Genomic DNA, 24,504 nt, shown 5'->3' on the forward strand with positions numbered 1-24,504 from the left:
GAGACGCAAGTATGCGTCTCTACATTGGTTTGATAATCGCCCAATAAAAAAGCCCCGGCACTGCACAGTGCCGGGGCTTTTTTACATGATAACAAGTGGCGCTATTGCACCACCACGCGCCCGGTATATTCCACCGCCTCGCAGCTCACGCGGATGGCGTAGAGGCCGGCGGGCAGGCCGCGCAGGTCCACCGACACCGCATCGTTGGCGCTGAGTTGGGCGGTGCGCTGGCGCACGGCGCGGCCCAGCATGTCGAGCACTTCCACGGTGGCGGGACGGGCCGCCGGCACGCCGGGCAGGCGGAGCTGCACGGTTTCCGAAGCCGGATTGGGGTAGATTTCGAGGGCATTGCGCAGCGTGGTCACGTTGCGGCTGGCCGTGGGGATGAAGCAGGCCGAGCTCACGTAGGAACCCACGCCGGCGTAGTTGTCGACGCCGCCCGCGCTCCAGGTGCTGCTGCCGTTGGGGCCGTTCCAGCGGCCGCCCTGGCTGGTGGTGGGCTGGCGCACCAGGGTGTTGTTGAGGGTCGAGCCGTTGGGCACGGTCCAGGCGCCGCCGGTGGGGTCCTGGCCAATCACGCCGATGACGTCGAGCGTGTCGGTGCCGTCGAAGAGGGCCACCGCGTCGTTGCCATTAAAGAAGGCCACGTTGCTTTGCACGTCGGTTTGGGCGGCCACGCCGGTATCGGTCACGCCGGTGTTGGCGATGACGTACACATCACCCGGGGCAATGGTGCCCGTGAGGTTCAGGGTGGCGGTGGGCGCGGTGGCGCCGTTGGCATACAGCACTACGCGCTTGCCATTCAGCGGCATGGGCGTCAGGGTGGGGTTGTAAATCTCCAGCACCTTGGTGTTGCCCACGTTCGACTCCACGTACTGCGAGAAGTAAGCTTTGGTGCAGGGCGCGCCGGCCGGGGCCGCGTCGTCGTTTAGAATGGTGAGAGTGTGGGCGTTGGGCTGGCCCACAATCACCGTGGCGTTGGAGGGCGTGCCCAGGCGCAGGCGCACCGTTTCGTTGGGCTCGAAGGTAGCGTCGCCGTTCACCGTGACGGTGATGGCCTGCGTGAGCGACGTGCTGCTGAAGGTGAGGCTGCTGGTGTTCAGGGTGTAGTCGGCGGGGCTGGTGGCGGTGCTGTTGGCGGCGTCCACCGTCACGGGCACCGTGAAGCTGCCGGTGGGCAGGGTGCCGCTGGCCGTCACGTTCACGGTGTAGGTGCTGGTGCCGCTGTTGCCTTCCTGAATGGTGCCGCCGGCCGTGGCAAAGGCTACCGTGGGCGCCGGCCCATCGTCGTTGGTGATGGTGAGGGTGTGGCTGCCGGGCGAGCCCACGCTGTTGCCGGTGCTGGGGTTGGTGAGGGTGAGCACCACGGTTTCGTCGGCTTCGGGCTGGGTGTCGCCGGTCACGGTCACGGTCACGGTCTGGCTGGTGCTGCCGGCCGGGAAGGTAACCGTGGCGGGCGAGGCAAAGGTGAAGTCGGAGCCGGCGGTGGCCGTCGAGTTGGCGCCGTCCACGTTCACCTGCACGGTGGTGGCGGCGGTGGCGGCGGGCGTCAGGCTCACCGTGAAGGTGTAGGTGCTGGTGCCGGCGTTGCCCTCGTTGATGGCGCCGCTGGTGCTGGCAAAGCTGAACACCGGGCCGGGAGGCGCTAGGTTCCAGGCCGTGGCCACGGTGCCGGGGTAGGCGATATAGGGGTTGAAGTTGCCCTGGCTGGCGGCCACGCGGTTGTTGCGCTCAATCTCGCGGGCGTCGACCGGGTCGGCTAGGTGCCAGGCGTAGAGGGTGTTGATGTCGGCCACCGAGTTGATGTCGCCGTGGCCGGTGTTAATCAGCGCCGACTGCCCGGCGTGCATGGTGTAGAAGTAGAACACGGCGCGGGCCAAGTTGCCCTTGTGGTCTTCGCGGGGCTCAAACTGGGTGTTGGTGTCCTCGCTCCACTCGGCAATGTTGGCCGTGGGGATGGTGGCCTGGCTCACGAGGCCGCGCATCCAGGTTTGGGTGGTGGCGTCGGGGATTTCGGCAAACGGGTCGGAGCCGCGCAGGTTGTTCCAGGTGTCGTAGGTGGGGTAGAGGTGGTGCATGTCGGAGCGCATGCGCACCACTTCGCTAAACCACGACTGCGGCACGGTGTGCTCGCAGTTGATGCGATTTACCACGCCGGTGCTGGTGTTGGTGGCGCTGTAAGGCACCGTTTCCTGATAGCCCGAGTACACACAGGTGACTAGGTTGTTGTAGTTGTCGGCGTAGTTGTACATCTTGCCGCGGGCCGTGGCGTAGCTCAGTTCCACGCGCTTGCCGTCGTACCAGTTTTGGCGGTACCAGTCGCGCAGCTGCAGGCCGGAAAGGTTGGCCGGCGGCGCGGCCGGCATGGGGGGCACCGTCTGGGCCTGTAGAGCCGCCGGCGCCAGGCCGAGTGCTACCAGGCACAGCGTAAAGTAGTTTTTCATCGAATAAAAAGAGAAGTAGTGGTGGGAAAGAAAATGACGTCGGTGGCAGAGGGAAGCAGCAAAGATAAGCGTTTGGCGAAGCCCCGTTAAGGCCTCGTCCGTTACGAAACCGAGAAGACTTCGGCCGTACTTTCGCCGTCTCATCACCTCACCATTCCCTTTCATCAGCCATGGCCGACATCACCCCCGCCGAACTCCGCCAACGCCAGCAAGCCGGCGAAACTCCCCTCCTCATCGACGTGCGCGAAACCTGGGAGCACGAAGAAGGCCGCATTCCCGGCGCCCAGAACATCCCCCTCAACTCCCTGCCCGAAAAGCTCGACGACCTCGACGAGTGGAAAAACCAAGAAATCATCGTGCACTGCAAAGGCGGCGGCCGCTCGGCCTCGGCCAAGGCCTTCCTCACTCAGCAGGGCTTCACCAACGTGCGCAACCTGCTGGGCGGCTACCAGGCCTACACGGCCGAGGGCAAGTAAAATATTCGCCTCGAACGTTGCGTTGCTGTTCTGCCCCGCTCGAATGTCGGGGCAGAACAGCATGTTGCGCGTCGCCCGATTAACCTCTCCTGATGTACAGCTAAAGCTTCGCTCAAGCGAAGTGCCGTATCGGTTCTTCACCTTGGCCTGTGTTGCCAGTCTAGCGCTCAGCTTGTGGGCCGCTCCTTATTATGAACCAAATCAGCCGCCGGGGCTTTTGATGGGTTTGGGTTTATACAATGCCATCGGTGTTTGTCCCCTGTTGGTTTTTCTTCAGTTCATAACGGGATTCTACCTGTCAGTCAGGAATTTTGAGAAACCGGTGGATGAGCGGCGTGTGTTTCTTGGGACGTTATTGGCCCTGGTCGTTTTCTGGGCCAACCTATTTTTCGGCGTAGCCGGACCGTTCTTCGATTCCTGGGACTAAGCACCAAGCACCAGCCGCCCGTCGGCCGCATACGCCAACTCGCCGCGGTCCACCATTTCGCGCACGGCGGCCGTCACGGCGGCCGCGTCCCTGGGCGGAAACTCCGCCAGCAGCTCCCGTGGCGACCGGGCCGCTTGGCGCACCTGCGCCAGAATGGGCTCGCGCAACGAGGGCGCCTGCTCGGCTGTTTGGGCCGCTTTTTTTTCGGCCAGGCAGATGTCGCACACCCCGCAGCGGGCCGGGTCGGTTTCGTCGAAGTAGCTGAGCAGCAGAATCTGGCGGCAGCGCGTGCCGCTCAGGTACTGAGCCACGGCGTTGGTTTTGTGCCGGGCCAAGTCGCGGGCGGCCGTCATCTTCACCTGGTCGAGGGGCAGCTTGGCGGCATCGAAGCGCGGCGTGGTGAACATCGCCTGCGGCGACTCCTGCTTGGGCTGGTAGTGCAGAATGCCCGCTGTGTGCAGGTAGCGTAGCTGCTGGCGCACCTCCGTCACGCTGCGGCGCAGGTGGGTGGCCAGCGCATTCTCCGAGATGGTCTGGAAATCCGAAAAAAGCTCGCCGCCGTGCAGCCGCAGCAGGGCTTTTATCAGCTGGTCGTGCTGGGCATTGGCCACCTGGAAGGCGTACAAATCCTGGTGGCTGAGGATGAGGTGCACCCGCGCCGGCTGGTTTACGGCCTCGTTCAGCTGCACGAAGCCTTCGCGCTGCAAAATTTTCAGCGAGTTGTGCGCGTCCACGGCCTTGATGCGGTAGGTTTCGGCAAACTGCTGCATGTCGAACTCGAACGCCGCCAGCTCGCCGCCGCCCACCGCCGTGCGCGAGTAGTTGGCCAGCGCCTGGTACACGCGCTTCACCGTGTCGAGGGGCGGGAACGACTGGTTGGTGCGGCGGCGCAGTTCGTCGCCGTCGTTGGGGCCGGCCAGCAGCACGGCGAAGGCAAACAGGTTGTCGCGCCCGGCGCGGCCGGCTTCCTGGTAGTAGGCCTCCAGCGTGTCGGGCGCGTCGAGGTGGGCCACCAGGCGCACGTCGGGCTTGTCGATGCCCATGCCAAAGGCGTTGGTGGCCACAATGAGCCGGATTTTGTCGGCTATCCAGTCCTGCTGCACTTGGGTACGCTTCTCGGCCGGCAGGCCCGCGTGGTAGGCCGCCGCCGGAAACCGGTGCTGCTGCAGAAACGCGGCCGTGTCCTCGGTCTGCCGGCGCGTGCGGGCGTACACGATGCCGGTTTTGCCGGGTCCCACGCCGCGCACCACTTCCAGCAGCCGGCGCAATTTATCCTCGGTGTGCAGCACCGAATACGAGAGCTTGGGCCGCGCAAAGCTCTGCCGAAACACCCGCGAGCCCTCCCCAAACTTCAGCTTCTCCACGATGTCGGCCTGCACCTGGGCCGTGGCCGTGGCCGTGAGAGCGATGACCGGCACGCCCTGCGGCAGCTTCTCGCGCAGCTCGGCAATGCGCAGGTAGGGCGGCCGAAAATCATAGCCCCACTGCGAGAGGCAGTGGGCTTCGTCCACGGCCAGCAGGCCCACGTTCATCTTCGCCACCCGCACCTGAAACAGCTCCGTAAGAAGCCGCTCGGGCGACACATACAGAAACTTCACGTTGCGGCCGTACACGCAGTTGTCCAGCGCGTGGTCGATTTCCTGGTGGCTCATGCCGGCGTAAATGGCCTCGGCCTTCAGCCCGCGCTTGCGCAGGTTGTCCACTTGGTCCTTCATCAGGGCAATGAGCGGCGACACCACGAGGCAAATGCCCGGCCGCGCCAGCGCAGGCACCTGGAAGCAGATGCTCTTGCCGCCGCCGGTGGGCAGCAGCGCCAGCGTGTCCTGTCCGGCCAGCACCGAGTTGATGATGTCTTCCTGCCCCGGCCGGAAAGCCGTGTGCCCCCAGTGCTCACGCAGCAGGGCCAGGGGCGAAGCTTCGGTAGGAGGGGAGGACATGGGGCGAAGATAGGGCCGTTTGTACGCGGCAGTGGGTGCCAGGAAAAATGCCGCCTTGGTAGAATAAAGGCCGTGCTAGAACGCTAACCGCAAATAATCGGGCGCATGGCTTTCATTGGCATTTCTTTAGCGAAACGTTTTGCAGGTTCAGCCGCGCCCTCCAGTACACTGGCCCTTTCGGCGACAACGCCAAGGCGTTCTGGCACACCAGCTCGTCAAATAGCAAGGCCAGGTAGTGCTTCGTTTCGCTTTTAGAAAGCACAGGTGGCCCACCCGACGACTGCACGGGACGAATGCTTTCAACGCCCAACTCCCCGCCGCCCCAGCCACAATTGAATACCGTAACCACGTAAAACGCCGACGCTTGCTCCAGGTAAAGTACATACGATTTCCTGCCGAAAGCGCCGCGGAAATAACCCAAGGTGCGCAGGCTGTGCAACGCCGTGGTGTCCTGCTTCGAAAAGCTCAAGCTCCAGCCCCTTTCCCAATCGGCCTTGCTTAATTGCTGCCAGGCCGCCAAGTTGCTCTGGAGGCGGCCGGCGCGCAGGGCGGCCTCTACGGTTCCTTCGATGATGTTGATGTTATAGGCTATGGCCTCCTTGAGCGATGCCGACGCATCGGGCTGCAGCACCCGCAACGGCCAACTGCCCACTACCCGCACCTGCGCCACCGCGCCCTGGGCGCACAACAGCAAACCAAACAGCCACCAACGAATGCGCACAGCCATATAAAAGTGTACAGTATTCAAAAATATCGGTTCAAGGCCAATACCGTGAGAATGGCCCACAAAAAAGCCCGGCACCTTGCGGCGCCGGGCTGGTAGAGATAGAAGCGAAGTTGATTAAGCCGCAGCTTTCTCGCCGTTCTCGCGGTCGTCGATGGCTTTGCGCAGCTTGGCAATGGCCTGCACGGCGCGCTCCTCGTCGAGGCGGTTGATGTTGAGCAGCATCTTGGTCTTCTCCGGACGGGTGATGACCGGGTGGTTCAGCAGGCGGATGATTTCCTCTTTCTGCGAAGCCGTGGCGTATTGCACCGGCGCAGCAGCTTGCTCGGCCGCTACGGCGGGTGCCTCGGCGGGCACTACCTGCATGGCGGGCACGGCCTGGGCCAGGGCGGCAGCCGGGGCCGGCGCAGCGGCTTGCGTGTTGGTGTTGTAATCCATTTCCTCGGCAGGAGTAGGCTCGTAGCCGGCGGCGCGGATAATCCAGGCCAGGCAGTTGCGGTAAGCTTTGCCGATGGCGCGGGTCTGCGCCATGCTCATGATGGCAAACTCCTGGTAGAATTTCTTGCCGCTCTCCTTGTTCGAGCACACGGCGAAGCCGGCGCCCACGGTGGCGTTGTGACGCAGGTCAAACAGCGTGACCTTGGCCTGGTACTTCATTTCTTCGGGCGAGCTTACGTTGATAACGTGCTCCACGATGGGCACGATGCCCAGGCGCGAGCCCGCGTACTGCCAGCCCTCCACGTTCACGAACTCCTTGCCCTGCACGTTCGTGGTGAGCTTGTTGTCCTTGATGAACTTGGCGAGGTCCTTCGCCAAGTCCAGCGTTTCGTCGGAGCGGCTGATGTCAAAGCTCTCGACTTTTACTTTTTTGGTAATGTCCTTGGTGGTTTTGGTGGCCTCGTTCATGGCGGTGTGGTGTGTTAATGTGTCCAACTGATGTTCGTGAGTATAACCCAAAGATAGAAAGAAACGTGCCAAAAAAGCCAAAAATATTGGTAAATTTTATTGCTGTAAATCAGCGATTTATCAGCAATAAGAAAAATATGTACGGCTAATCAGGTTGGGATTACGCTGCTCGGGACTGCAACACCGGCGGCTTTGCTAAAATTCCGGCTGTCTGCACATTCTCCAAATGCCTTCCGACCCAATTCCATCGGGCCGGAAGGCATTGTTTTTTGCGCCGAGCCAACCTTTTTCCGGCTGCCTCCGAGTAGCAGGTAAAGCCCCCGGCCCCGGCGCGACTGACTCACCCAGGTCTGCGCAGCAGGGCGTTGGCTGGCCCGTGAACGGGCGGCAATCCGTCGGCGCCGACGGCGGCTGCCCGCTCACCTGCCGGCTGCTCGATGCCTCTTTTTCGGCTGGCCCGCCCGCGGGCTGCGCCCGCTTTTGCCCGCCTTCCGGCCGGGTCAGGGCCCGCTGTGCCCGTGCCAGCCGGGCCGCATTTTTCACTCACCACTAAACCAATCACTTTCATGGCACATTTAGCACACTCATTTCTGGTGCGTTTCCGGCCCGTGGCCCTTGCGCTCGCGCTGTTGGCTTCGCTGGGCGCCGGTGTGGCCGGCTGCAAAAAAGACGCCACGCCCGAAGTCGACCAGGACGCCGTGGCCAACGTGAAGCTGGCCAACTCGGCCACCCTGGGCACCTACCTCACCGACGCCGACGGCAACACGCTCTACCTCTTCGCCCGCGACGTGGACGGCACCAACGCCTGCACCAGCGCCGGTTGCATGCCCCTGTGGCCCGTGTACTACCAGGCCGACATCAAGGTGCCCAAGGCCCTGAACGCCGGCGATTTCAGCACCAAAACCACCGCCGACGGCCGCCAGCAGACCACCTACAAAGGCTGGCCGCTCTACTACTACGCCCCGGCCGTGGGCGGCGTCAATACCCGTGAGGCGCCCGGCACCACCGGCGGCAACGGCATTGGCGGCATCTGGCACGTGGTGAGCCCCAACTACGGCGTGACCCTGGCCAGCAAAAACGTGGAAGACAAAACCACCCGCGTGGTGGCCAGCCGCACCTACCTCGTCGACGGCCTGGGCCGCACGCTCTACTTCTTTGCCAAAGACAACGGCGCCACGCCCGCCACGCAGGCCACCAACTGCACCGGCAACTGCGCCGCCATCTGGCCCGCCGTGTACAAAAGTGCGCCTCTCGTGCCTTCCACGCTGCGCGCCAGTGACTTCGGCACCATCACCCGCGAACCCAGCACCACCACCGGCCCCTACGGCACCACCACCAGCACCCGCGAGCAGCTCACCTACAAGGGCCGCCCGCTCTACTACTACGTCGGCGACGGCGCCACTCGCGGCAAAGTAGAAGGCCACAACCTCGACGACTCCGGCGACAAGTGGTTTGCCGCCGCGCCGTGAGCGGGCAGAGCCCACTGCTTTGGCTAAAAACCGTGTAAAACAAAACCGTCCTGCTTCGACAAGCGCAGCAGGACGGTTTTTTGTTCTTGCTTAGGCCGTTTAGCCGCCTTCCAGGATGTGGCCGTCGCGCATCACAATCTTGCGGTCGGCCATGTCGGCCAGCTGTTCGTTGTGCGTCACGATGACGAAGGTCTGGCCCAGTTCTTTGCGTAGCAGAAAGAAAATCTGGTGCAGCTCCTGGGCGTTTTTGGTGTCGAGGTTGCCGCTGGGCTCGTCGGCGAAAATGATTTCGGGGGAGTTGATGAGGGCGCGGGCCACCGACACGCGCTGCTGCTCGCCGCCGCTCATTTCGCTGGGCTTGTGTTCGGCGCGGCCTTCCAGGTTGAGCATGCCGAGGAGCTCGCGGGCCCGCACGCGCACTTCTTTTTCGGAGCGGCCGGCCAGGTAGGCGGGCAGGCACACGTTTTCGAGGGCCGTGAACTCGGGCAGCAGGTTGTGAAACTGAAAAATGAAGCCAATGTGCCGGTTCCGGAACCGGGCCAAGTCGTTGCGCCCCAGGGAGCTCACCGATTCGCCGTCGAACAGCACCTCGCCCGAATCGGGATTGTCGAGGGTGCCCAGAATGTGCAGCAGCGTGCTCTTGCCCGCGCCCGAAGAGCCGACGATGCTCACGATTTCCGACTTCTCAATCGTCAAATCGATGCCCTTGAGGACGTTCAGAGCGTTGTAGCTCTTGTGAATGTTGATAGCTTGCAGCAACGGAGCCGGCGATAGACGTGAACGGAATGCAGTAGTGACAAAGCTACGCACAATCCGGTGGCAGCCGCGCCGGGCTTGCTGCGCCGCCACCGTTTTGGGGCGGCTATCTTTCAGTTGATGACTCAGATTTCGTTGCCGATGTCCGCTTTTTTTTCGGCCCGCCGCTGGCTATGGGTTGCTGTGCTGGCGCTGGCAATGGGCGTGGCCGGCTGGCAGGTGCAGCACAGGGTTTTTCAGCGGCGAAATGCCGGGGCAACCCAGGCGCCCGGTGCCGACCTGGACCGCGCGCTGCAGCTGCCCGCTGCCCCCGGCGCGCCCTACGACAGCACCCGCTTGCGCGGCGTGAGCTGGGTGGGCAGCGACTCGGTGACCGCCGCCGAGCTGGCCCCGCTGCTGCGCGACCACGTGACCTGGATAGCCCAGATGCCCTTCGGCTGGCAGGCCGGCGCCGCCGAGCCCGGCATTCGCACCAACACGGCCCGGCCCACCGGCCGCCGCGGCCTCTGGGGCGAAAGCGACGCGGGCCTCGTGTACACAGCCCGGCTGGCGCGGCAGCACGGCATCCGCACGCTGCTCAAGCCGCACCTGTGGGTGCGGGGCCGCAACGCCTGGCCCGGCGACATCAACATGAGCAGCCCGGCCGACTGGGACGCGTGGTTTGCCAACTACTCGGCCTTCATCCTGCACTATGCCGCCCTGGCCGAAAGCGCGCGGTTCGACGGCCTGTGCATCGGCACCGAGCTCCTGCACGCCACCGAGCCGGCCCACGACAAAGCCTGGCGCGGGCTCATCAAGCGCATTCGGAAAGTGTACCACGGCCCGCTCACCTACGCCGCCAACTGGGCCGTGGAGTACCAGCAAATCCGGTTCTGGGACGCGCTGGATTATGTAGGCATTCAGGCCTATTTCCCGCTGAGCACCGCCGCCAGTCCGTCGCTCGACACGCTTGTGCGCGGCTGGCAGCCCCATTTGCGCGAGCTGGCCGCCTGGCAGAAAAAGGTGAGGAAGCCCATTGTGTTCACCGAAGTGGGCTACAAAACCACCCCCGACGCCGCCGCCCGCCCCTGGGAGTGGCCCGAGCGCACGGCCCTGCCCGAAGCCCCCGACGAGGCCACCCAGGCCCGCTGCTACGAAGCGCTGTTCCGGGCCACCTGGGGCCAGCCGTGGCTGAAAGGCCTGTTTATCTGGAAGTGGTACCCGGGCCTGGCGCCCGACGGCCCGGCCCGCCGCCACGCCGATTTCACGCCCCAGCACAAGCCCGCCGAAACCGTGCTGGCGCGCTGGTACGGGCAGTAGCACGGGCTTTTAATCCGCGAGTGAACAGTTCGGGCGCGGGCTAAAAGTCCGCGCTACCGATGCCCGCCTGCTAATTAATTGGCGCAATGATGGCCCGGACGCCGTACTTTCGCGTCTGCAACCGCAGGGCTGCAAGGCACAACCCACCCCTTTACCGTTTTTATGAACATTCACGAATACCAGGGTAAGGAAATCCTGAAAAAATACGGCGTTCGCGTGCAAGAAGGCATCACCGCCGACACCCCCGAAGAGGCCGTAGCCGCCGCCGAGAAGCTGACCGCCGACACCGGCACCAGCTGGTACGTCATCAAGGCGCAAATCCACGCCGGTGGCCGCGGCAAAGGGGGCGGCGTGAAGCTCGCCAAAGGCATCGACAAGGTGAAGGACATTGCCAGCGAAATCATTGGCATGCAGCTCGTGACCAAGCAGACCGGTGCCGAAGGCCGCAAAGTCCACAAAATTCTGGTGGCTCAGGACGTGTACTACCCCGGCCCGAGCGAAACCAAAGAGTTCTACATGAGCGTGCTGCTCGACCGCACGCTGGGCAAAAACGTCATCATCTACACCACCGAGGGTGGCATGGACATCGAGGAAGTGGCCGAAGCCCATCCCGAGAAAATTCACCGCGAGCACGTGGACCCCGCCGTGGGCCTGCAGGGCTTCCAGGCCCGCAAAATTGCGTTCAACCTGGGCCTCGAAGGCGACGCGCAGAAGGAAATGGTGAAGTTCGTGACGGCCCTTTACAAGGCCTACGACGAAACCGATTCCAGCATGTTCGAAATCAACCCCGTGCTGAAAACGTCGGACAACAAAATCCTGGCCGTGGACGCCAAGGTGACGCTGGACGAAAACGCCCTCTACCGCCACAAGGACTTCGTGGCCCTGCGCGACCTCAACGAGGAAGACCCGCTGGAAGTAGAAGCGTCGAACAACAACCTGAACTACGTGAAGCTCGACGGCAACGTGGGCTGCATGGTGAACGGCGCCGGCCTGGCCATGGCCACCATGGACATCATCAAGCTGAGCGGCGGCGAGCCCGCCAACTTCCTCGACGTGGGCGGTGGAGCCAATGCCCAGACGGTGGAAGCCGGCTTCCGCATCATCCTGAAGGACCCGAACGTGAAGGCCATCCTGATTAACATCTTCGGCGGCATCGTGCGCTGCGACCGGGTGGCCAACGGCGTGGTGGAAGCCTACAAAGCCATCGGCGACATCCGCGTGCCCATCATCGTGCGCTTGCAAGGCACCAACGCCGAAGAAGGCGCCCGCATCATCGACGAGAGCGGCCTGAAAGTGTCGTCGGCCGTGCTGCTGAAAGACGCCGCCGCCCGCGTGAAAGAAGTGCTGGCTAGCGCTTAGTTGTCAGTTGTTCGTTGCTAGTTGCTAGCAGCAAAAAGGCCCGCCTGAGTCGTCAGGCGGGCCTTTTTATTGAAGCTGTTCGTTGAGCTACCAACGGACAACGAGCAACTATTTCCCGGCCACGCCGGCGTTCTCTTCGGCCTGCACCGGCAGGGCCTTGCCTTGCACGCGCAGCTCCACTTCCATGTTGCCGCGGGTGCCCACCGAGTAGGGGCAAATGTTGTGGGCATAGCGCACCATCTCAATGGTTTTGGCTTCGTCGAATTTCTTCAGGTCCACGTCGAGGATGGCGCTCAGGCCGTAGCCTTCGCCTTCCTGAAACAGCGTGACGGAGCAGGTCACGGTGCTCTCTTTGTCGAGGGTGTCGCCGTTGCGCTGGGCCGTGACCAGCAGGGCCTGCTGAAAGCACGAGGCGTAGCCGGCGGCAAACAGCTCTTCGGGGTTGGTGGCGCCTTTTTTGCCGCCCAGGCCCTCGGGAACCGACATTTCCAGGTCGATGACGCCGGTGGCCGAGCGAACGTGGCCGCTACGGCCACCAACGGCCGCAGCATCGGCCGTGTACAGGTTCTTCTTCATAAAAACAGAGGGGAAGGTGATGAAATTTTCAATCGGTAGGGTACTGGCTTAACTGGTTTTGGGGCGCTGGGGTTGTGCAACCCGGCCAGCCGGACTGAGGAATTTGCCCAAGCTATTTGGTAGCCACGCGCTTTTAAGGCTACTTTTGCAGTCCTATCACGTACCGGCCACGTCGTACAACGGATAGTATGAGAGTTTCCGAAGCTCTTGATTTAGGTTCGATTCCTAACGTGGCCACCAGAAAGCCCGTTTCCAGCTTGGAAACGGGCTTTTTATTTTGCTGCATGTGCAGCCAGAGGGACCCGGCCTGGCCCCGAGGTATCCGAATGCAGCCAACCGGCTGGCGCGGTCGGGTTCCAACCGCGTCGGATTTATATAGCTTTCTGACCCGGCTGCCCAGCACCCTGAACATCGATGCGATGGAAGATTCGCAGGTGTTGTTGCTGGCGCAGGCCGATTTGGAAACCAATTACGCCGAAAGCTCCGTGTTTGAGCGCTACATGCGCCTGCTCCTGCAAAGCCGCGAAGTGGCCCTGCAGGAGCGGGTGAATGCCACCCTGAGCCAGACGTCGGGCGAAAAATACCAGCACTTCGTGCGTCAATACCCCACCATTGTGCAGCGGGTGCCGCAGCACGTCATCGCCTTTTATCTGGGCATCACACCCGAGTCGCTGAGCCGGGTGCGGCGGCAGCTGTAGCGCCAGGAGGCCCGCGCACAGGAAGCGGGAAGGCTGACCGGGCGGTGAATACTTTCTTATCCTAGGATAAGGCGTCGGGGTAGGGAAGGATGCAACCTTTGCTGCGTGCTTTGCGGAGAAAAACGACTCTCGGCGCTTTCGCACCCTCTACTTGCCATGAACCCGAACCTGCTCCCCTATACTTCCTTGCCCGCCGAGCGCATCGGCATTCACCCACCCGTCGAGCTGCCGGCCGCCATTCGCCTGGGCACCGTGCACTTGGCAGTGGCCAGCCTCGACCGCTCGCTGTCCTTCTACGAGGGCGTGCTGGGCTTTCAGCGGCTGCGCCGCACCCCGGCCGCCGATGGCCAGCCCGCCACGGCCGAGCTGGGCGTGGCCGGCCGCCCCGACGACGTGCTGGTGGCCCTCTACGAGCAGCCCGACGCCCGCCCCGTGCCGCAGCGGGGCCGCCTGGGCATCTACCATTTTGCCCTGCTGCTGCCCACTCGCGCCGACCTGGGTCGTTTTCTGCGGCACGCCCAGGCGCTGGGCGTGCACGTGGGCTCGTCTGACCACCGCTACAGCGAGGCCACCTACCTCACCGACCCCGACGGCTTCACCGTCGAAGTGTACCGCGACCGGCCCCGCGCGGAGTGGTGGGTGTCGGCGAAGGGCGAAATTCAGGCGGCCCTCGACCCGCTCGATGCGGTGGGCGTGCTGCAGGCGGCCGGCACCACGGCCTGGCAGGGCCTGCCGGCCGGCACCACCATGGGCCACCTGCACTTTTACACGGGCGATTTGGCGCAGGCCGCCGCGTTTTACCACGAGGCGTTGGGCTTCGACGTGATGACCTGGAGCCTGCCGGGCGCCCTATTTGTGGCAGCCGGCGGCTACCACCACCACCTGGGGCTCAACGTGTGGGCGGCGGGCTCGCCCGCCGCCACCGCGGCCGATGCCCGCCTGCTCCGCTGGGAGCTGTGGTGGCCCGATGCCGCCACCCGGGATGCCGCCGCTGGCCGCCTGCAAGCAGCCGGCTACCCCGTGGAGCCTACCGCCGCCGGGCCCCTCGTCACCGACCCCTGGGGCATTCGCCTGCTGCTGCGCGCCGAGCCATCTGCTTAACCGAAGCCATTGATTGCTACTGCTTGAATGACGTGGCTGACCGCATGAAAGTTAGTGGAAGATAGGTCCGCGGTAGGAGCGCCTGAAATACGTTGCCAATGCTCCGCGACGACAATTAGAAGCCAAACTTTTGGATATGCTGAACAATGTATGTACATTTGATGTATGTACATGTAAAAAGTGGTCTTAGTACAACATAGACCATTCATCCCCGACGTTCCTCATCTCTCATGGAAATTGGCATTGATAGTTTCGCCTCGCACCTGCTGCAAAACGGCGGCACGCCCCTAAGCGGGCAGGAGGCCATGCGGCTGCTGCTCGAGCGCATTGAGCGCGCCGACCAAGTGGGCCTCGACGTGTTCGGCATTGGCGAGCACCACCGGGCCGAATACCTCGACTCGGCCCCGGCCGTGATTCTGGCGGCCGCCGCGGCGCGCACGCAGCGCATCCGGCTGACGAGCGCCGTGACGGTGCTCTCGGCCGCCGACCCCGTGCGCGTGTTTCAGGAATACGCCACGCTGGACCTGATTTCGCAGGGCCGCGCCGAAATGGTGGTCGGAAGGGGCTCGTCCACCGAGGCGTTTCCGCTGTTTGGCTTCAGCCTCAACGACTACGACGAGCTGTTTGCCGAAAAGCTCGACCTGCTGCTGGCCATCCGCGACACCGAGCACATTCGCTGGCAGGGACAGTACCGGCCCACGCTCACCGGGCAGGGCGTGTACCCGCGGCCGGCGCAGGCGCAGCTGCCCATCTGGCTGGGCGTGGGCGGCACACCCGAGTCGTTTGTGCGGGCCGGCGCCCTGGGCCTGCCGCTGATGGTGGCCATCATCGGGGGCGACACCCACCGCTTCCGGCCCCTCATCGACCTTTACCGCGAGGCGGGCCGCCGCGCCGGCCACGCCCCCGAACGGCTGAAAGTGGGCCTGCACTCCTTGGGCTACGTGGCCCCGACCACCGAAGAAGCCGTGGCCGACTTCGTGCCCGGCTACCTGGAAACCTTCAGCAAGCGGGCCCGCGAGCGGGGCGGCAGCCCACTCACGCGCTACCATTTCGACGCGCAGGCCGGGCCGCTAGGAGCCCTGCTGGTGGGTAGCCCCGAAGAAGTAGCGGCCAAAATTTTGCGCCACGCCGAAGCGCTGGGCGGCATTTCGCGGGTCACGTTTCAGATGGACGTGGCCGTGCTGCCGCACGAGAAAATCCTGCGTGCCACGGAGCTACTGGGCGCCCGCGTGGCCCCGCTGCTGCGCTAAGCCGTTCGGCGTTCGGTATACACAAAAAGCCCTTCGGCGCCGTGCCGGAGGGCTTTTTGTGTATACCGAACGCCGGCTATTGCGCGGGCAGCACCAGCACGGGCAGCTTGCTTTCGAGCATCACCTGGGCCGTCACGCTGCGGTGGAACAGGTTGCCCATGAAGCTGCGGCGCCGGGCAATGAGCACCACCAGGTCGTAGTCGGCGGGCTGGGCGGCGCGGAGGATGCCGGCGGCGGGCTGCTCGCTGACCACGGTGCGGCACTGGGCCGGGGGCAGGTCCAGCACGAGCCCGGTGCGCATCACCGAGTCGAGCACCAGGGGTGGCAGCTCGTCGGGGCCGGTTTCGGGCACCACGTGAAACACGGTGATGCCGGCCCCGAGGGCGGCCAGCAGGTGGCGGACGGTGCCGGCGTGTTCGCCCAGCGAGAAGGAGCCGCCGTCGATGGCCAGCAGCACGCGGCGGGGCGGGGCCGTGGAGCCGACGCCGTGGGGCACCACCAGCATGGGGTAGGGGGCGGTGCGCAGCAGGTCGAGCGAGGTGGTTTGCACCAGCTCGTCGGGCGTGTCGGAGTAGTCGGGGCGGCCCAGCACCACCAGCAGCGGGTGGTGGCGGCTGATGGCGTCGGCCACGGCGTCGGCCACGCGGCCGTGGCCCACTTCGGCCACCACGGGCACGGGCAGGCTGCTGGCCACGCTGTTGAGGGCCAGCCGAATGGCTTCCTGGCTCAGGTTGGAGATGCTGCCCGTGAGGGCCTCGGGGTCGAGGAGGGAGTCGCGGCGCACGTGCAGCAGCACCAGGCGGGCGCCCAGCGGGCCGGCCAGGTTGGTGGCGTAGTCCAGGGCCTTGTTGGCGGCCTGAAAGAAATCGGTTAGGATGAGTAAGGAGGCGTCCATGAGGCGTGGCAAAAAACGGGGGATTTCCTGCGGCAAAGCTCCGGCCTAGTCCGGGCGGCGGACCTGCGCAAAATTAGCCAAACGCCTGACATTGCTCATGTGCCGGCGGCCGAAACGGTGAGAACCTTTGCACTATCATCTTCTTCAGCCTCAGGTCCATGAACGTTCATCTGCAATTTCTGGGGGCGGCCCATTGCGTCACGGGTTCGAAGTACCTGCTCACGCTGGAAAGCGCCGGCGCCCAGCACCGCGTCATGGTCGACTGCGGCCTGTTTCAGGGCTTTAAGGAGCTGCGCCTGCGCAACCGCGAGAAGCTGCCCCTGGCGCCGGCCGACGTAGAGGCCGTCATCCTGACCCACGCCCACCTCGACCACAGCGGCTACCTGCCCAAGCTGGTGAAGGACGGCTTCCGGGGCCGCATCCTGTGCACCGAGGCCACGGCCGACCTTCTCAGCATCATGCTGCTCGACTCGGCCAAATTGCAGGAGGAAGAAGCCGCCTACGCCAACCAAAAAGGCTATTCCAAGCACCACCCGGCCCTGCCGCTCTACACCCAGGCCGATGTGGCGCAGGTGCTGGCGCTGGTGGAAAGCGTGGCCTACGAGGCGCCCCTGGCCCTGCTCGGCGGCCGGCTCACGCTCACTTTCCGCGACGCGGGCCACATCCTGGGCTCGGCCATCGCCGAGCTCGACGTGCAGGGCGAGCACCAGCGCCGGCACCTGGTGTTTTCGGGCGACCTAGGCCGCTACGACAACCCCGTGCTGCACGACCCCGCCCGCGTGGCCCACGCCGACGTGCTACTGGTGGAGTCGACCTACGGCGACCGCAACACCCGCTTGGCCGACCCCGAAACCGTGCTGGCCCGTACCGTGAACGAGGCCCTGGACCGCGGCGGCGTGCTGCTCATCGCGGCCTTTGCCGTGGGCCGCACGCAGGCCCTGCTCTACTACCTCAAGAAGCTGCTGGCCGCCGGCCGCATTCCGCCGGTGCCGGTGTACGTCGACAGCCCCATGGCCCTGCGCGTGGCCGACCTCTACCCGCGCCACCCCGCCGCCCACCGCCTGGGGCACGGCAACGTGTTCGATTTTAACGGCCTGCACCTGGTGGCAGAAGCGGAACAATCGAAGGCCCTGAACCAGAAAACCAGCCTGGGCATCATCCTCTCGGCCAGCGGCATGTGCACGGGCGGGCGCATCGTGCACCACCTGCACCACCGCCTGCCCCGGCCCACCGACACGGTGCTGCTCGTTGGCTACCAGGCCGAGGGCACCCGCGGCCGCCGCCTGCTGGCCGGCGAGAAGGAAATCAAAATGTTTGGCGAGCTGGTGCCCGTGCGCTGCCGCGTCGAGCACCTCGACGGGTTTTCGGCCCACGCCGACCGCCAGGATTTGCTGCGCTGGCTCGACCAGCTGCAGCCGCCGCCTGCGCGCACGTTTGTGGTGCACGGCGAGCCACCCGCGGCCGAAGACCTGGCCGCCACCCTGCGCCAGCGCCACTGGCCGCAGGTGGAGGTGCCCGAGTACCTCGAAAGCGTGCAGCTTTTCGAAGGCCTATGATTATTAGTAAAGTACTTGTCAATCAAGCATTCCGGGTCATGAAGTCGAACCGTATATTCGGGCTGTTGCTGGGGTTGTGCTGGGCTGGCCGCGCCGCCTTGGGCCAACAGCCGGGGGGCGTCATTCCGCCGGTGGTCGTGCCGCCGATGGTCGATGAGCTGGTGATTACCAACGTGAGCGTGGTGGATGTCGATTTGGGCGAAATCGACCCCCACCAGAACGTAGTGATGCGCGACGGCTTCATCATCTCGGTGGGCAAATGGGTGCCGGCCGGCCGGGGCGTGCCCACCGTCGACGGCACCGGCAAGTACCTGGTGCCCGGGCTTTGGGACGGCCACACCCACGCCCTGGCCTCGGCCGCCGAGGAGCGCATGGCCCTGCCGCTGTACGTGGCCCATGGCATCACCAGCATCCGCGACGTGACCACGGCCCGGCGCCTCAACGACCTGCTGCGCACCTACCAAGCCCTCGAAACCGGCCGCCGCGTGGGCCCGCGCATTGAGCTGGCCGGCCCCGTGCTCAACGGCTCGGCCACGGAGCGCAGCGGGCTGGGCCTCGCGGCCACCCGCGCCGAAGGCCGCGCCCAGGCCGAAAGCCTCATCAAGGCCGGCTGGTGCAGCCTGCAAACCGGCCCGCTGCTCTCGCACGACGCTTTTTGGGGCGTGGCCGCCGCCGCCGAGGAAGCCCGCGTGCACCTCACCGGCCCCGTGCCCGAGGCCGTGCCCGTGCTCGACGCCATCGGGGCCGGCCAGCGCGGCATCGACCACCCCGACAAGCTGCTGCTGGCCTGCTCCGCCCGCGAGGCCGAGCTGGTGGACGCGCGCGCCCAGGCCCTGGCCGGTCCGCGTCCGCTCACCACCCTGCAGGCCCGCGTGAAAGCCCAGCAGCCGCTCATCTTGGCCAGCTTCAGCGCCGAACGCTGCGCGGCCCTGGCCCAGGCCCTGGAGCAGTACCGCACCTTTGTGGTGCCCGCGCTGGGGGCGCAGGACTTTGCCCTGGGGCGCGAGCCCGACCCAGCCGACCCGCGCTTTCGCGCCGTGCCGGCCGCTGTGCGCCAGCAGTGGGCGCGGGCGTCGCACGCCCGGCCGCGCCTTACGGCGGACCGCCGGGCCCGGCTGCAGGCCCTCGACTCGCTGCAGCGGGGCATGATTGCCGCGTTTGGCCGGCAGGGGGTGCGCCTGGTGGCGGGGTCCGATGCGGGCTCGGCCACGCCCAACCTCTTCCACGGCAGCAGCCTGCACGACGAGCTGGAGCGCCTCGTGGCCATCGGCCTCACGCCCGCCGAGGCCCTGCGCGCCGGCACCGTGAACCCCGCCATGGCCATGGGCCGCGGCTTCGACCTCGGCCGCATTCGCGCGGGCTACCTCGCCGATGCCGTGCTGCTGAACGCCAACCCGCTCACCGACGTCCACAACCTGCGCCTGATAGAGGCCGTGGTGCTGCGCGGCCGCCTCTTCGACTTGCCGGCACTGGCCAAGCTGGCCCACGATGCCGAGAAGGCCGCGGCCATGGAAGACGCCGCAGCGCACGCCACGGCCGTGGTGCGCTAGCCAAAGCTCGTCGTTTTTGGAAGGCAGGGCAGCTGACTTTGGAAGTGAGCCTGTTAAAGGTCATGCATTGATTTTCAATTGAATATTGCTATCGGTTTTGCCTGGTGCAGCCAGCGGGCCGGTCTTCGTTCGCACGATTTCGTTCTCGCGAAGACCGGAGCAGCCTTCCAATTCCGAAACCCACCGATGGGCGGTCGGGGTGCCCCACCTTCCTTCTCTTCTCTTGAAAAGTCTCCGGCTGCTGTGCTGTGAATGGATGTTTTACCATGCTTGTGATGCGGCGCTGCCTGGCCTTGAGCCTGGCCGTGATTGTGCCGCGGTGCAGTCCGGCCCCGACCGCACCACGCAACCCCGTTGAAAACCTCGGTCAGCAAGCGCCGAATGCCCCGCTGCCCGCCCAGGATGTGCCCGTGGCTCCGCTGCTGCAGGCCCTGCTCGACACCGCTGCTGCTGGCAGCGCCCACGCCGCCGATGCCCGCCTGGGCCTGCAGGCCGGCCCCGATGTGCGGGCCCTCTACGACTCGGCCGACGCGCCCATCTGGACCACCGCCAGTGGCCTCACCGCCGACGCCGCGGCCGCGTGGCAGCAGCTGGGCCGCGCTGCGGAGTTTGGTCTGCCGGCCGACTACGTGTCGGCCGCGCTGGCTGCCCTGCGCGATTCGCTGGCGCTGCCGGCGGGCCCGGCCCGGCGCAGCTGGCAGCGCGCCCGGCTGGACCTGCAGCTCAGCGACGCCGTGCTGCGGCTGATGCGCGACCTGCACCGCGGCCGCCTGCGCCCCCAGGCCGAGCCCGCCCGGGCCCGGGGCGGCGCGAAGTGGCAGCCCGCGGCCGTGCTCCGGGCCGCCCTGGGCCGGGGCACGGTGCCGGCCGCCATGCTTGCGGGCCAGCCCACCACCCGCGAGTACCGCCAGCTGCAGGCGGCGCTGGCGCGGTGGCGGGCCCGGCCCGTGCCGCCCGACTCGGCCGCTACGAACCGCGCCCGCTACCAGCAGGCCGCCCTCAACCTGGAGCGCTGGCGCTGGGAGGCGTGGGCGCCCACGCCGGAATACCTCTTCGTGAACCTGCCTGCCTACGAGCTGCAGGTGGTGGCGCACGACTCGGTGCGGCGCCGCCACCGCGTCATCGTCGGCAAGCCCGAAACGCCCACGCCCACGCTCAGCAGCGTCGTGCGCTACTTCACCCTGGCGCCCGACTGGCACGTGCCACGCTCCATTGCCACGAAGGAGATACTGCCCCGCCTGCGGGAAGACCCCGGCTACCTGGCCCTGAACAACCTGGCCCTGTACGACCAGCAGGGCCGCCTGCTCGACCCCTTTGCCGTGAACTGGCGGGCCGTGACGGCCCAGCGCTTTCCTTACACCATCCGGCAGTCGGCGGGCTGCGACAATGCCCTTGGCAACGTGGTGTTTCGCTTTGCCAACCCCTACGCCGTGTACCTGCACGACACGCCCATGCGGCAGTTTTTTGCCGCCCCGGCCCGGGCCTTCAGCCACGGCTGCGTGCGGCTGGCCGAGCCCCTGGCGCTGGCCGCCTACCTGCTGCGCCGCGAGGGCCGCCCGGTGCGCCTGCCCAGCGAGGCGGAGTGCGCCCGCCAGCCCGCGCCGCGCAACGTGCGCCTGGCGCGGCCTATGCCCATCTATATCCGCTACGCCACCTGCACCGCCGAGAACGGCCGGCTGCGGTTCTTCGCCGACGTGTACGGGCGCGACGAGCGGGTGCGGCGGGCCCTGTTTGGCCCCACGGCCGGGCCTGATGAAAATCAGGCCGCGAGGTAATCAGCGTCAGGGCTTTGTCGGGTCGAGGATGTGAATTTTGTAGTGTTCTCTTCACCCGCCCGGTGCTTTGGCAAGGGGCTTTTCTTTCCGGTCATGATTACGCCCTCGCTCATGTTTTCGGTGCTGCTGCTGGCGGTGCTGGCCCTCACCAGCGCCTACTATCACGGCCGTTCGCAAGGCCCGGCCGCCCGCTAGTGGCCCTGCCCGGCGCACGCCTCGGCCGGGCCCCTTGCCTGGCCGCGCAGGCGTGCGCGTCGGGCGCCTCCTTTCATTTTTGGGGCCATGTCTTCCACTTATTGCCCTTTGCCGTGCCCTTCCGCTCACGGCGGTGGCGAAGCTGCCCTGCCCGTGAGTCCTGCCACGCAGCTACGCGCCCTCGAAGCCGACGCCGCCATGGCCCTCGACGACTGGGGTGACCATTTCCCGCCGCTGCCGGCCCCGCGGCCCGCGGCCGCTTTTCGCATTAATCTACTTTTTGCCCTGCTGGCCATGAGCCTTTCGTTGGTTGTCCTTACCGATTTTTTTGCCGTTTCCAACCGCGCGCTGTCGTATGCGGCCGGGCTGGCCGGGCCGCTCAGGGCCCACTTGGTGCTGCTGCACGTGCGCCACGACGGCCTGCTGGCCCCGGCCGATTACCACGCCAGCCACACCCCCGAAGGCGCGCAGCGCACGCGCCGGGCCCTCGAAACCCTGGCTTCGGCGCAGCCCGTGCCCGCCGAAGTTGACATTTCGGACGACTACCTGCCCGAGGCCGTGCAGGAGGTGGTGCGCCGCCACCAGCCGCTGCTGCTGGTGCTGGGCCGCCCCGGCCTGGCCCACGCGCCGCAGGAAATCATTGTGAGCACGGCCATGGACCTGCTGCGCCACACCCAAACCCCCGTGCTGGTGGTGCCCACCGTGGGCTGGGACGCTTTTCCGCCCCGGCGCCTGCTGCTGGCCGTCGATGGCGAACCCTTCCGCCTGTGCCCCAACCAGCGGGTAGTGCAGTGCTTGCTGCAGGCCGACGGGGGCACCCTCGACGTGGTGCACATCACCGACGACTACCACCGCCGCCCCGACGCGGCCGACATCCTGCGCAGCATTCGGCAAAACAACTTGGTGGACGACGGCCCCGCCCTCGACCGCCTGCACGAGCTCAGCCGCCAGCGCATTGCCGGGGGCGTGCTGGAAGAAGCCGCCCGGCAGGAGGCCGACCTGCTGGTGGTGGTGGCCCGGCGCCACAGCCTGCTCGGCAGCTTGTTTCATCGCAGCGTGACGGCCCAGCTGCTGCAGGAAAGCCCCATTCCGGTGCTGCTGCTGCCGGCCCAGGACTAGCGGCCGGTCGCCGCGCTACTCGTTTTTTTTCTTAAAAGCTGCTGTGCTATGAATTCTAACCTGGTTGTGCTGACCGATTTTTCGCGGGCCGCCGAGCGCGCCTGCGCCTACGCCGCCGTGCTGGCGGCGGCCATCGACGCCGAGCTGCACCTGGTGCATGTGTTTTTGCCGCTGCCCATCGCCACCGAATACGGCCAGGTGCTGCCCGTGATGGACACCCAGTATGTGCCCGATACCGCCCGTAGCCTGCAGCAGGTAGCCCGCACGCTGCCCGTGCCGGCCACGGCCGAAGTGCTGGAAGCCGACTGGCCCGGTGCCGTCGAAGAAGCCCTGGCCAAGTACCGCCCCGTGCTGGTGGTGGCCGGCCTGACGGCCACTTCCAACTGGCTCAGCGAATGGCTCAGCAACCGCGCCCAGCCCCTGGCCCACCAAACCGGCTACCCGCTGCTGCTCGTGCCCGAGCACCTGCCCGACGCGGCCCTGCGCCTGCCGCGGCGCCTGGCCCTGGCCGTGGAAGACCGGCCGTTTGCGCTGGCTCCGCGGGCGCGGGCCGTGGCCCCGCTGCTCGACGCCCTGGCCCCCGACGCCGTGGCCGTGAGCGTGCTCACGCGCGAGGAAAGCATTCGCGGGTGGGTGGGCCTGCACGCCGCCCAAACCTGCGGCCTGATGGCCACCATGCCCAACTGCGGCCTGCACAAAGTGGTGGGGGAGGAGCCCGCCCCCGGCCTGCTGCACGCCGTGGCCGACCTGGAGGCCGACTGGCTGGCCCTGCTCGACCTGGGCCACGGCCTGTGGCACAAGCTCTTTAGCGGCAGCGTCATCGACCAGGTGCTGCGGCGTACCCCCGTGCCCGTGCTGCTGCTGGCGGCCACGCAGCCCACGCCCGGCCCGGCCCCCCTTCGGCCCTGAGCCGGCCGGCCTTTTGCCACCGAATCAATCAACGTAACCCATTTACCGCCATGGCCCTCACGCTCATCGTTTTCTCGGGGTTCTACGAGCCCGCCCGGCACGCCATCCGCTACGCCGAAACCCTGGCCCAGGCCGTGCACGGGCGCGTGGTGCTGCTCCACGTCAACCGCGTTTCGCTGGTCGACCCCTACGAGCTGGTGGGGGCCGTGGGCCGCAAATACCACCGCCAGGAGCTGGAAGGCCAGACCGACACGGCCGCCGCCCTGCAGCAGCTGGCCCAGGGCCTGCGCGTGCCCGCCACCGTGGAAATGGCCACCGACCTGCTGCCCGACGTGGCCCGCGAGCTGGCCGCCCGCTACCACCCGGCGCTGTTTGTGCTGGGCCAGCCCGACGAAGACCACCCCGACTTTGCCGGCACCGCCGCCCTGTGCGCCGAACTGCTGCGGGCCGGTCAGTTTCCGGTGCTGGCCGTGCCGGCCACGGCCCCGGCCGAGCAGGCGCCCCACCGCTTCTTGGTGGCGGCCGACCGCGAGCCCTTCGAGCTGTCGGGGCCGGCGCAGGCGCTGCGCCCGGCGCTGGCGCTGCTGGCCACCAGCGTGGTGGTGGGCCACGTGTCCGACGGCGTGGAGGACGACGACGGCTGCGCCGCCGCCCTGCAGGCCGTGCGCGCCAGCGGTCTGGTCAATTTCAGCGCCCCCGAGCTGCGCGGCTACTGCAACGGCGACTACGCCGACGGCGTGCTCGCGGCCGCCCAGGACACGGCCGCCGACGCCGTGGTGGTCATGGCCCGGCAGCGCAGCTTCATGAGCGACCTGTTTCACCGCAGCGTGACGGCCCGCCTGCTGGAGCAGTGCCCCGTGCCCGTGCTGGTGCTGCCCACGGCTTCGTCGCGGCCCCGCCCCACGGCCAGCGAGCTGACGGCGGCGGCCCTGCCGCGCTAGCGCGGGCTTGGGCAGAAGCCCGTCGGGCGGGCCGTCGTCGTGGCCCGGCGCTGCTGCCTGGTGTCGTTCGCACAAAAACTGGTTCGCCGGCCAAGCCCGCGGGCCGGGCAGGCCTTTTCATTCAGCCTCAATCAGCTCCTGT

The 24,504-nt window shown here is 66.2% G+C and carries 21 protein-coding genes and 1 tRNA gene; 15 read left to right on the top strand and 7 right to left on the bottom strand.

All coding sequences use genetic code 11. The annotated features are described in order from the left end of the window. Positions 1–101 precede the first annotated feature (101 nt). Positions 102–2,444: an endonuclease gene (locus IC234_RS09225; RefSeq protein WP_190923727.1), complete on the bottom strand. Its 2,343-nt coding sequence runs from the start codon at positions 2,442–2,444 to the stop codon at positions 102–104. 170 nt (positions 2,445–2,614) lie between these two features. On the opposite strand from IC234_RS09225, the gene IC234_RS09230 reads away from it, so the two are divergent. Both IC234_RS09230 and IC234_RS09235 read left to right on the top strand, forming a co-directional pair. Next, positions 2,615–2,920, top strand: coding sequence for a rhodanese-like domain-containing protein (locus IC234_RS09230; RefSeq protein WP_190923729.1), 306 nt, complete (start codon positions 2,615–2,617; stop codon positions 2,918–2,920). Positions 2,921–2,963: 43 nt separating this feature from the next. Next, a complete protein-coding gene (locus IC234_RS09235) occupies positions 2,964–3,347 on the top strand; it encodes a hypothetical protein (RefSeq protein WP_190923731.1) in 384 nt (127 codons plus the stop codon). On the opposite strand, the gene IC234_RS09240 is transcribed toward IC234_RS09235, so the two are convergent. From IC234_RS09240 to IC234_RS09250, 3 genes are all read right to left on the bottom strand, one after another. Next, the gene (locus tag IC234_RS09240; RefSeq protein WP_190923733.1) at positions 3,344–5,284 is read right to left on the bottom strand and encodes a RecQ family ATP-dependent DNA helicase; all 1,941 of its coding nucleotides are present in this window, start codon (positions 5,282–5,284) and stop codon (positions 3,344–3,346) included. The two genes, IC234_RS09235 and IC234_RS09240, sit on opposite strands and share 4 nt — an antisense overlap. Before the next feature lie 112 nt (positions 5,285–5,396). Then, positions 5,397–6,071: a hypothetical protein gene (locus IC234_RS09245; protein WP_190923735.1), complete on the bottom strand. Its 675-nt coding sequence runs from the start codon at positions 6,069–6,071 to the stop codon at positions 5,397–5,399. A gap of 54 nt (positions 6,072–6,125) precedes the next feature. Continuing rightward, on the bottom strand, positions 6,126–6,914 hold the full coding sequence (locus IC234_RS09250; RefSeq protein WP_190923738.1) for a hypothetical protein: 789 nt from the start codon (positions 6,912–6,914) through the stop codon (positions 6,126–6,128). A gap of 566 nt (positions 6,915–7,480) precedes the next feature. Between IC234_RS09250 and IC234_RS09255 the strand changes: the two genes are divergently transcribed. Then, complete coding sequence (locus tag IC234_RS09255; RefSeq protein ID WP_190923740.1) at positions 7,481–8,383, top strand: COG4315 family predicted lipoprotein; 903 nt, start codon at positions 7,481–7,483, stop codon at positions 8,381–8,383. A gap of 99 nt (positions 8,384–8,482) precedes the next feature. Here IC234_RS09255 and IC234_RS09260 read toward each other — a convergent pair whose 3' ends face one another. Next, positions 8,483–9,142 (bottom strand): ABC transporter ATP-binding protein, encoded by a 660-nt coding sequence (locus tag IC234_RS09260; protein WP_190923742.1) that lies wholly within the window; start codon positions 9,140–9,142, stop codon positions 8,483–8,485. A gap of 138 nt (positions 9,143–9,280) precedes the next feature. Between IC234_RS09260 and IC234_RS09265 the strand changes: the two genes are divergently transcribed. Together IC234_RS09265 and sucC are read left to right on the top strand one after the other, a co-directional pair. Then, positions 9,281–10,438 carry a glycoside hydrolase family 113 gene (locus IC234_RS09265; RefSeq protein WP_190923744.1) on the top strand — a complete coding sequence of 386 codons (1,158 nt, stop codon included), beginning with the start codon at positions 9,281–9,283 and terminating at the stop codon, positions 10,436–10,438. Positions 10,439–10,600: 162 nt separating this feature from the next. Continuing rightward, positions 10,601–11,797, top strand: coding sequence for an ADP-forming succinate--CoA ligase subunit beta (gene sucC, locus IC234_RS09270; protein ID WP_190923746.1), 1,197 nt, complete (start codon positions 10,601–10,603; stop codon positions 11,795–11,797). A gap of 108 nt (positions 11,798–11,905) precedes the next feature. Here sucC and IC234_RS09275 read toward each other — a convergent pair whose 3' ends face one another. Beyond that, complete coding sequence (locus IC234_RS09275; protein ID WP_190923749.1) at positions 11,906–12,373, bottom strand: Ohr family peroxiredoxin; 468 nt, start codon at positions 12,371–12,373, stop codon at positions 11,906–11,908. 165 nt (positions 12,374–12,538) lie between these two features. On the opposite strand from IC234_RS09275, the gene IC234_RS09280 reads away from it, so the two are divergent. From IC234_RS09280 to IC234_RS09295, 4 genes are all read left to right on the top strand, one after another. Continuing rightward, a tRNA-Arg gene (locus tag IC234_RS09280) sits at positions 12,539–12,613 on the top strand. 86 nt (positions 12,614–12,699) lie between these two features. After that, complete coding sequence (locus IC234_RS09285) at positions 12,700–13,071, top strand: Crp/Fnr family transcriptional regulator (RefSeq protein ID WP_190923751.1); 372 nt, start codon at positions 12,700–12,702, stop codon at positions 13,069–13,071. Positions 13,072–13,227: 156 nt separating this feature from the next. Continuing rightward, entirely contained in the window at positions 13,228–14,172 is a 945-nt protein-coding gene (locus IC234_RS09290; protein WP_190923753.1) for a VOC family protein, read from the top strand. A 230-nt stretch (positions 14,173–14,402) separates the two neighbouring features. Continuing rightward, positions 14,403–15,422, top strand: a complete 1,020-nt coding sequence (locus tag IC234_RS09295) for an Atu2307/SP_0267 family LLM class monooxygenase (RefSeq protein ID WP_190923755.1) — start codon at positions 14,403–14,405, stop codon at positions 15,420–15,422. Between the two features lie 76 nt (positions 15,423–15,498). On the opposite strand, the gene IC234_RS09300 is transcribed toward IC234_RS09295, so the two are convergent. Next, on the bottom strand, positions 15,499–16,317 hold the full coding sequence (locus tag IC234_RS09300) for a universal stress protein (protein WP_190923757.1): 819 nt from the start codon (positions 16,315–16,317) through the stop codon (positions 15,499–15,501). Positions 16,318–16,475: 158 nt separating this feature from the next. Here IC234_RS09300 and IC234_RS09305 point away from each other — a divergent pair, with 158 nt between their 5' ends. The 6 genes from IC234_RS09305 to IC234_RS09330 all read left to right on the top strand — a co-directional run bounded on the left by IC234_RS09305 (position 16,476) and on the right by IC234_RS09330 (position 24,362). Continuing rightward, positions 16,476–17,873, top strand: a complete 1,398-nt coding sequence (locus IC234_RS09305) for an MBL fold metallo-hydrolase RNA specificity domain-containing protein (protein ID WP_190923760.1) — start codon at positions 16,476–16,478, stop codon at positions 17,871–17,873. Positions 17,874–17,911: 38 nt separating this feature from the next. Further along, positions 17,912–19,423, top strand: a complete 1,512-nt coding sequence (locus IC234_RS09310) for an amidohydrolase family protein (RefSeq protein WP_190923763.1) — start codon at positions 17,912–17,914, stop codon at positions 19,421–19,423. Positions 19,424–19,698: 275 nt separating this feature from the next. Next, the gene (locus IC234_RS09315) at positions 19,699–21,198 is read left to right on the top strand and encodes a L,D-transpeptidase family protein (RefSeq protein ID WP_190923765.1); all 1,500 of its coding nucleotides are present in this window, start codon (positions 19,699–19,701) and stop codon (positions 21,196–21,198) included. 303 nt (positions 21,199–21,501) lie between these two features. Next, positions 21,502–22,512, top strand: a complete 1,011-nt coding sequence (locus tag IC234_RS09320) for a universal stress protein (RefSeq protein ID WP_190923768.1) — start codon at positions 21,502–21,504, stop codon at positions 22,510–22,512. Positions 22,513–22,560: 48 nt separating this feature from the next. Then, complete coding sequence (locus IC234_RS09325) at positions 22,561–23,421, top strand: universal stress protein (protein ID WP_190923770.1); 861 nt, start codon at positions 22,561–22,563, stop codon at positions 23,419–23,421. Between the two features lie 50 nt (positions 23,422–23,471). Then, complete coding sequence (locus IC234_RS09330) at positions 23,472–24,362, top strand: universal stress protein (protein ID WP_190923773.1); 891 nt, start codon at positions 23,472–23,474, stop codon at positions 24,360–24,362. The last annotated feature ends 142 nt before the right edge of the window (positions 24,363–24,504 follow it).

It is taken from the genome of Hymenobacter armeniacus (assembly GCF_014699055.1).
In the GTDB taxonomy this organism is placed as follows: Bacteria; Bacteroidota; Bacteroidia; order Cytophagales; family Hymenobacteraceae; genus Hymenobacter; species Hymenobacter armeniacus.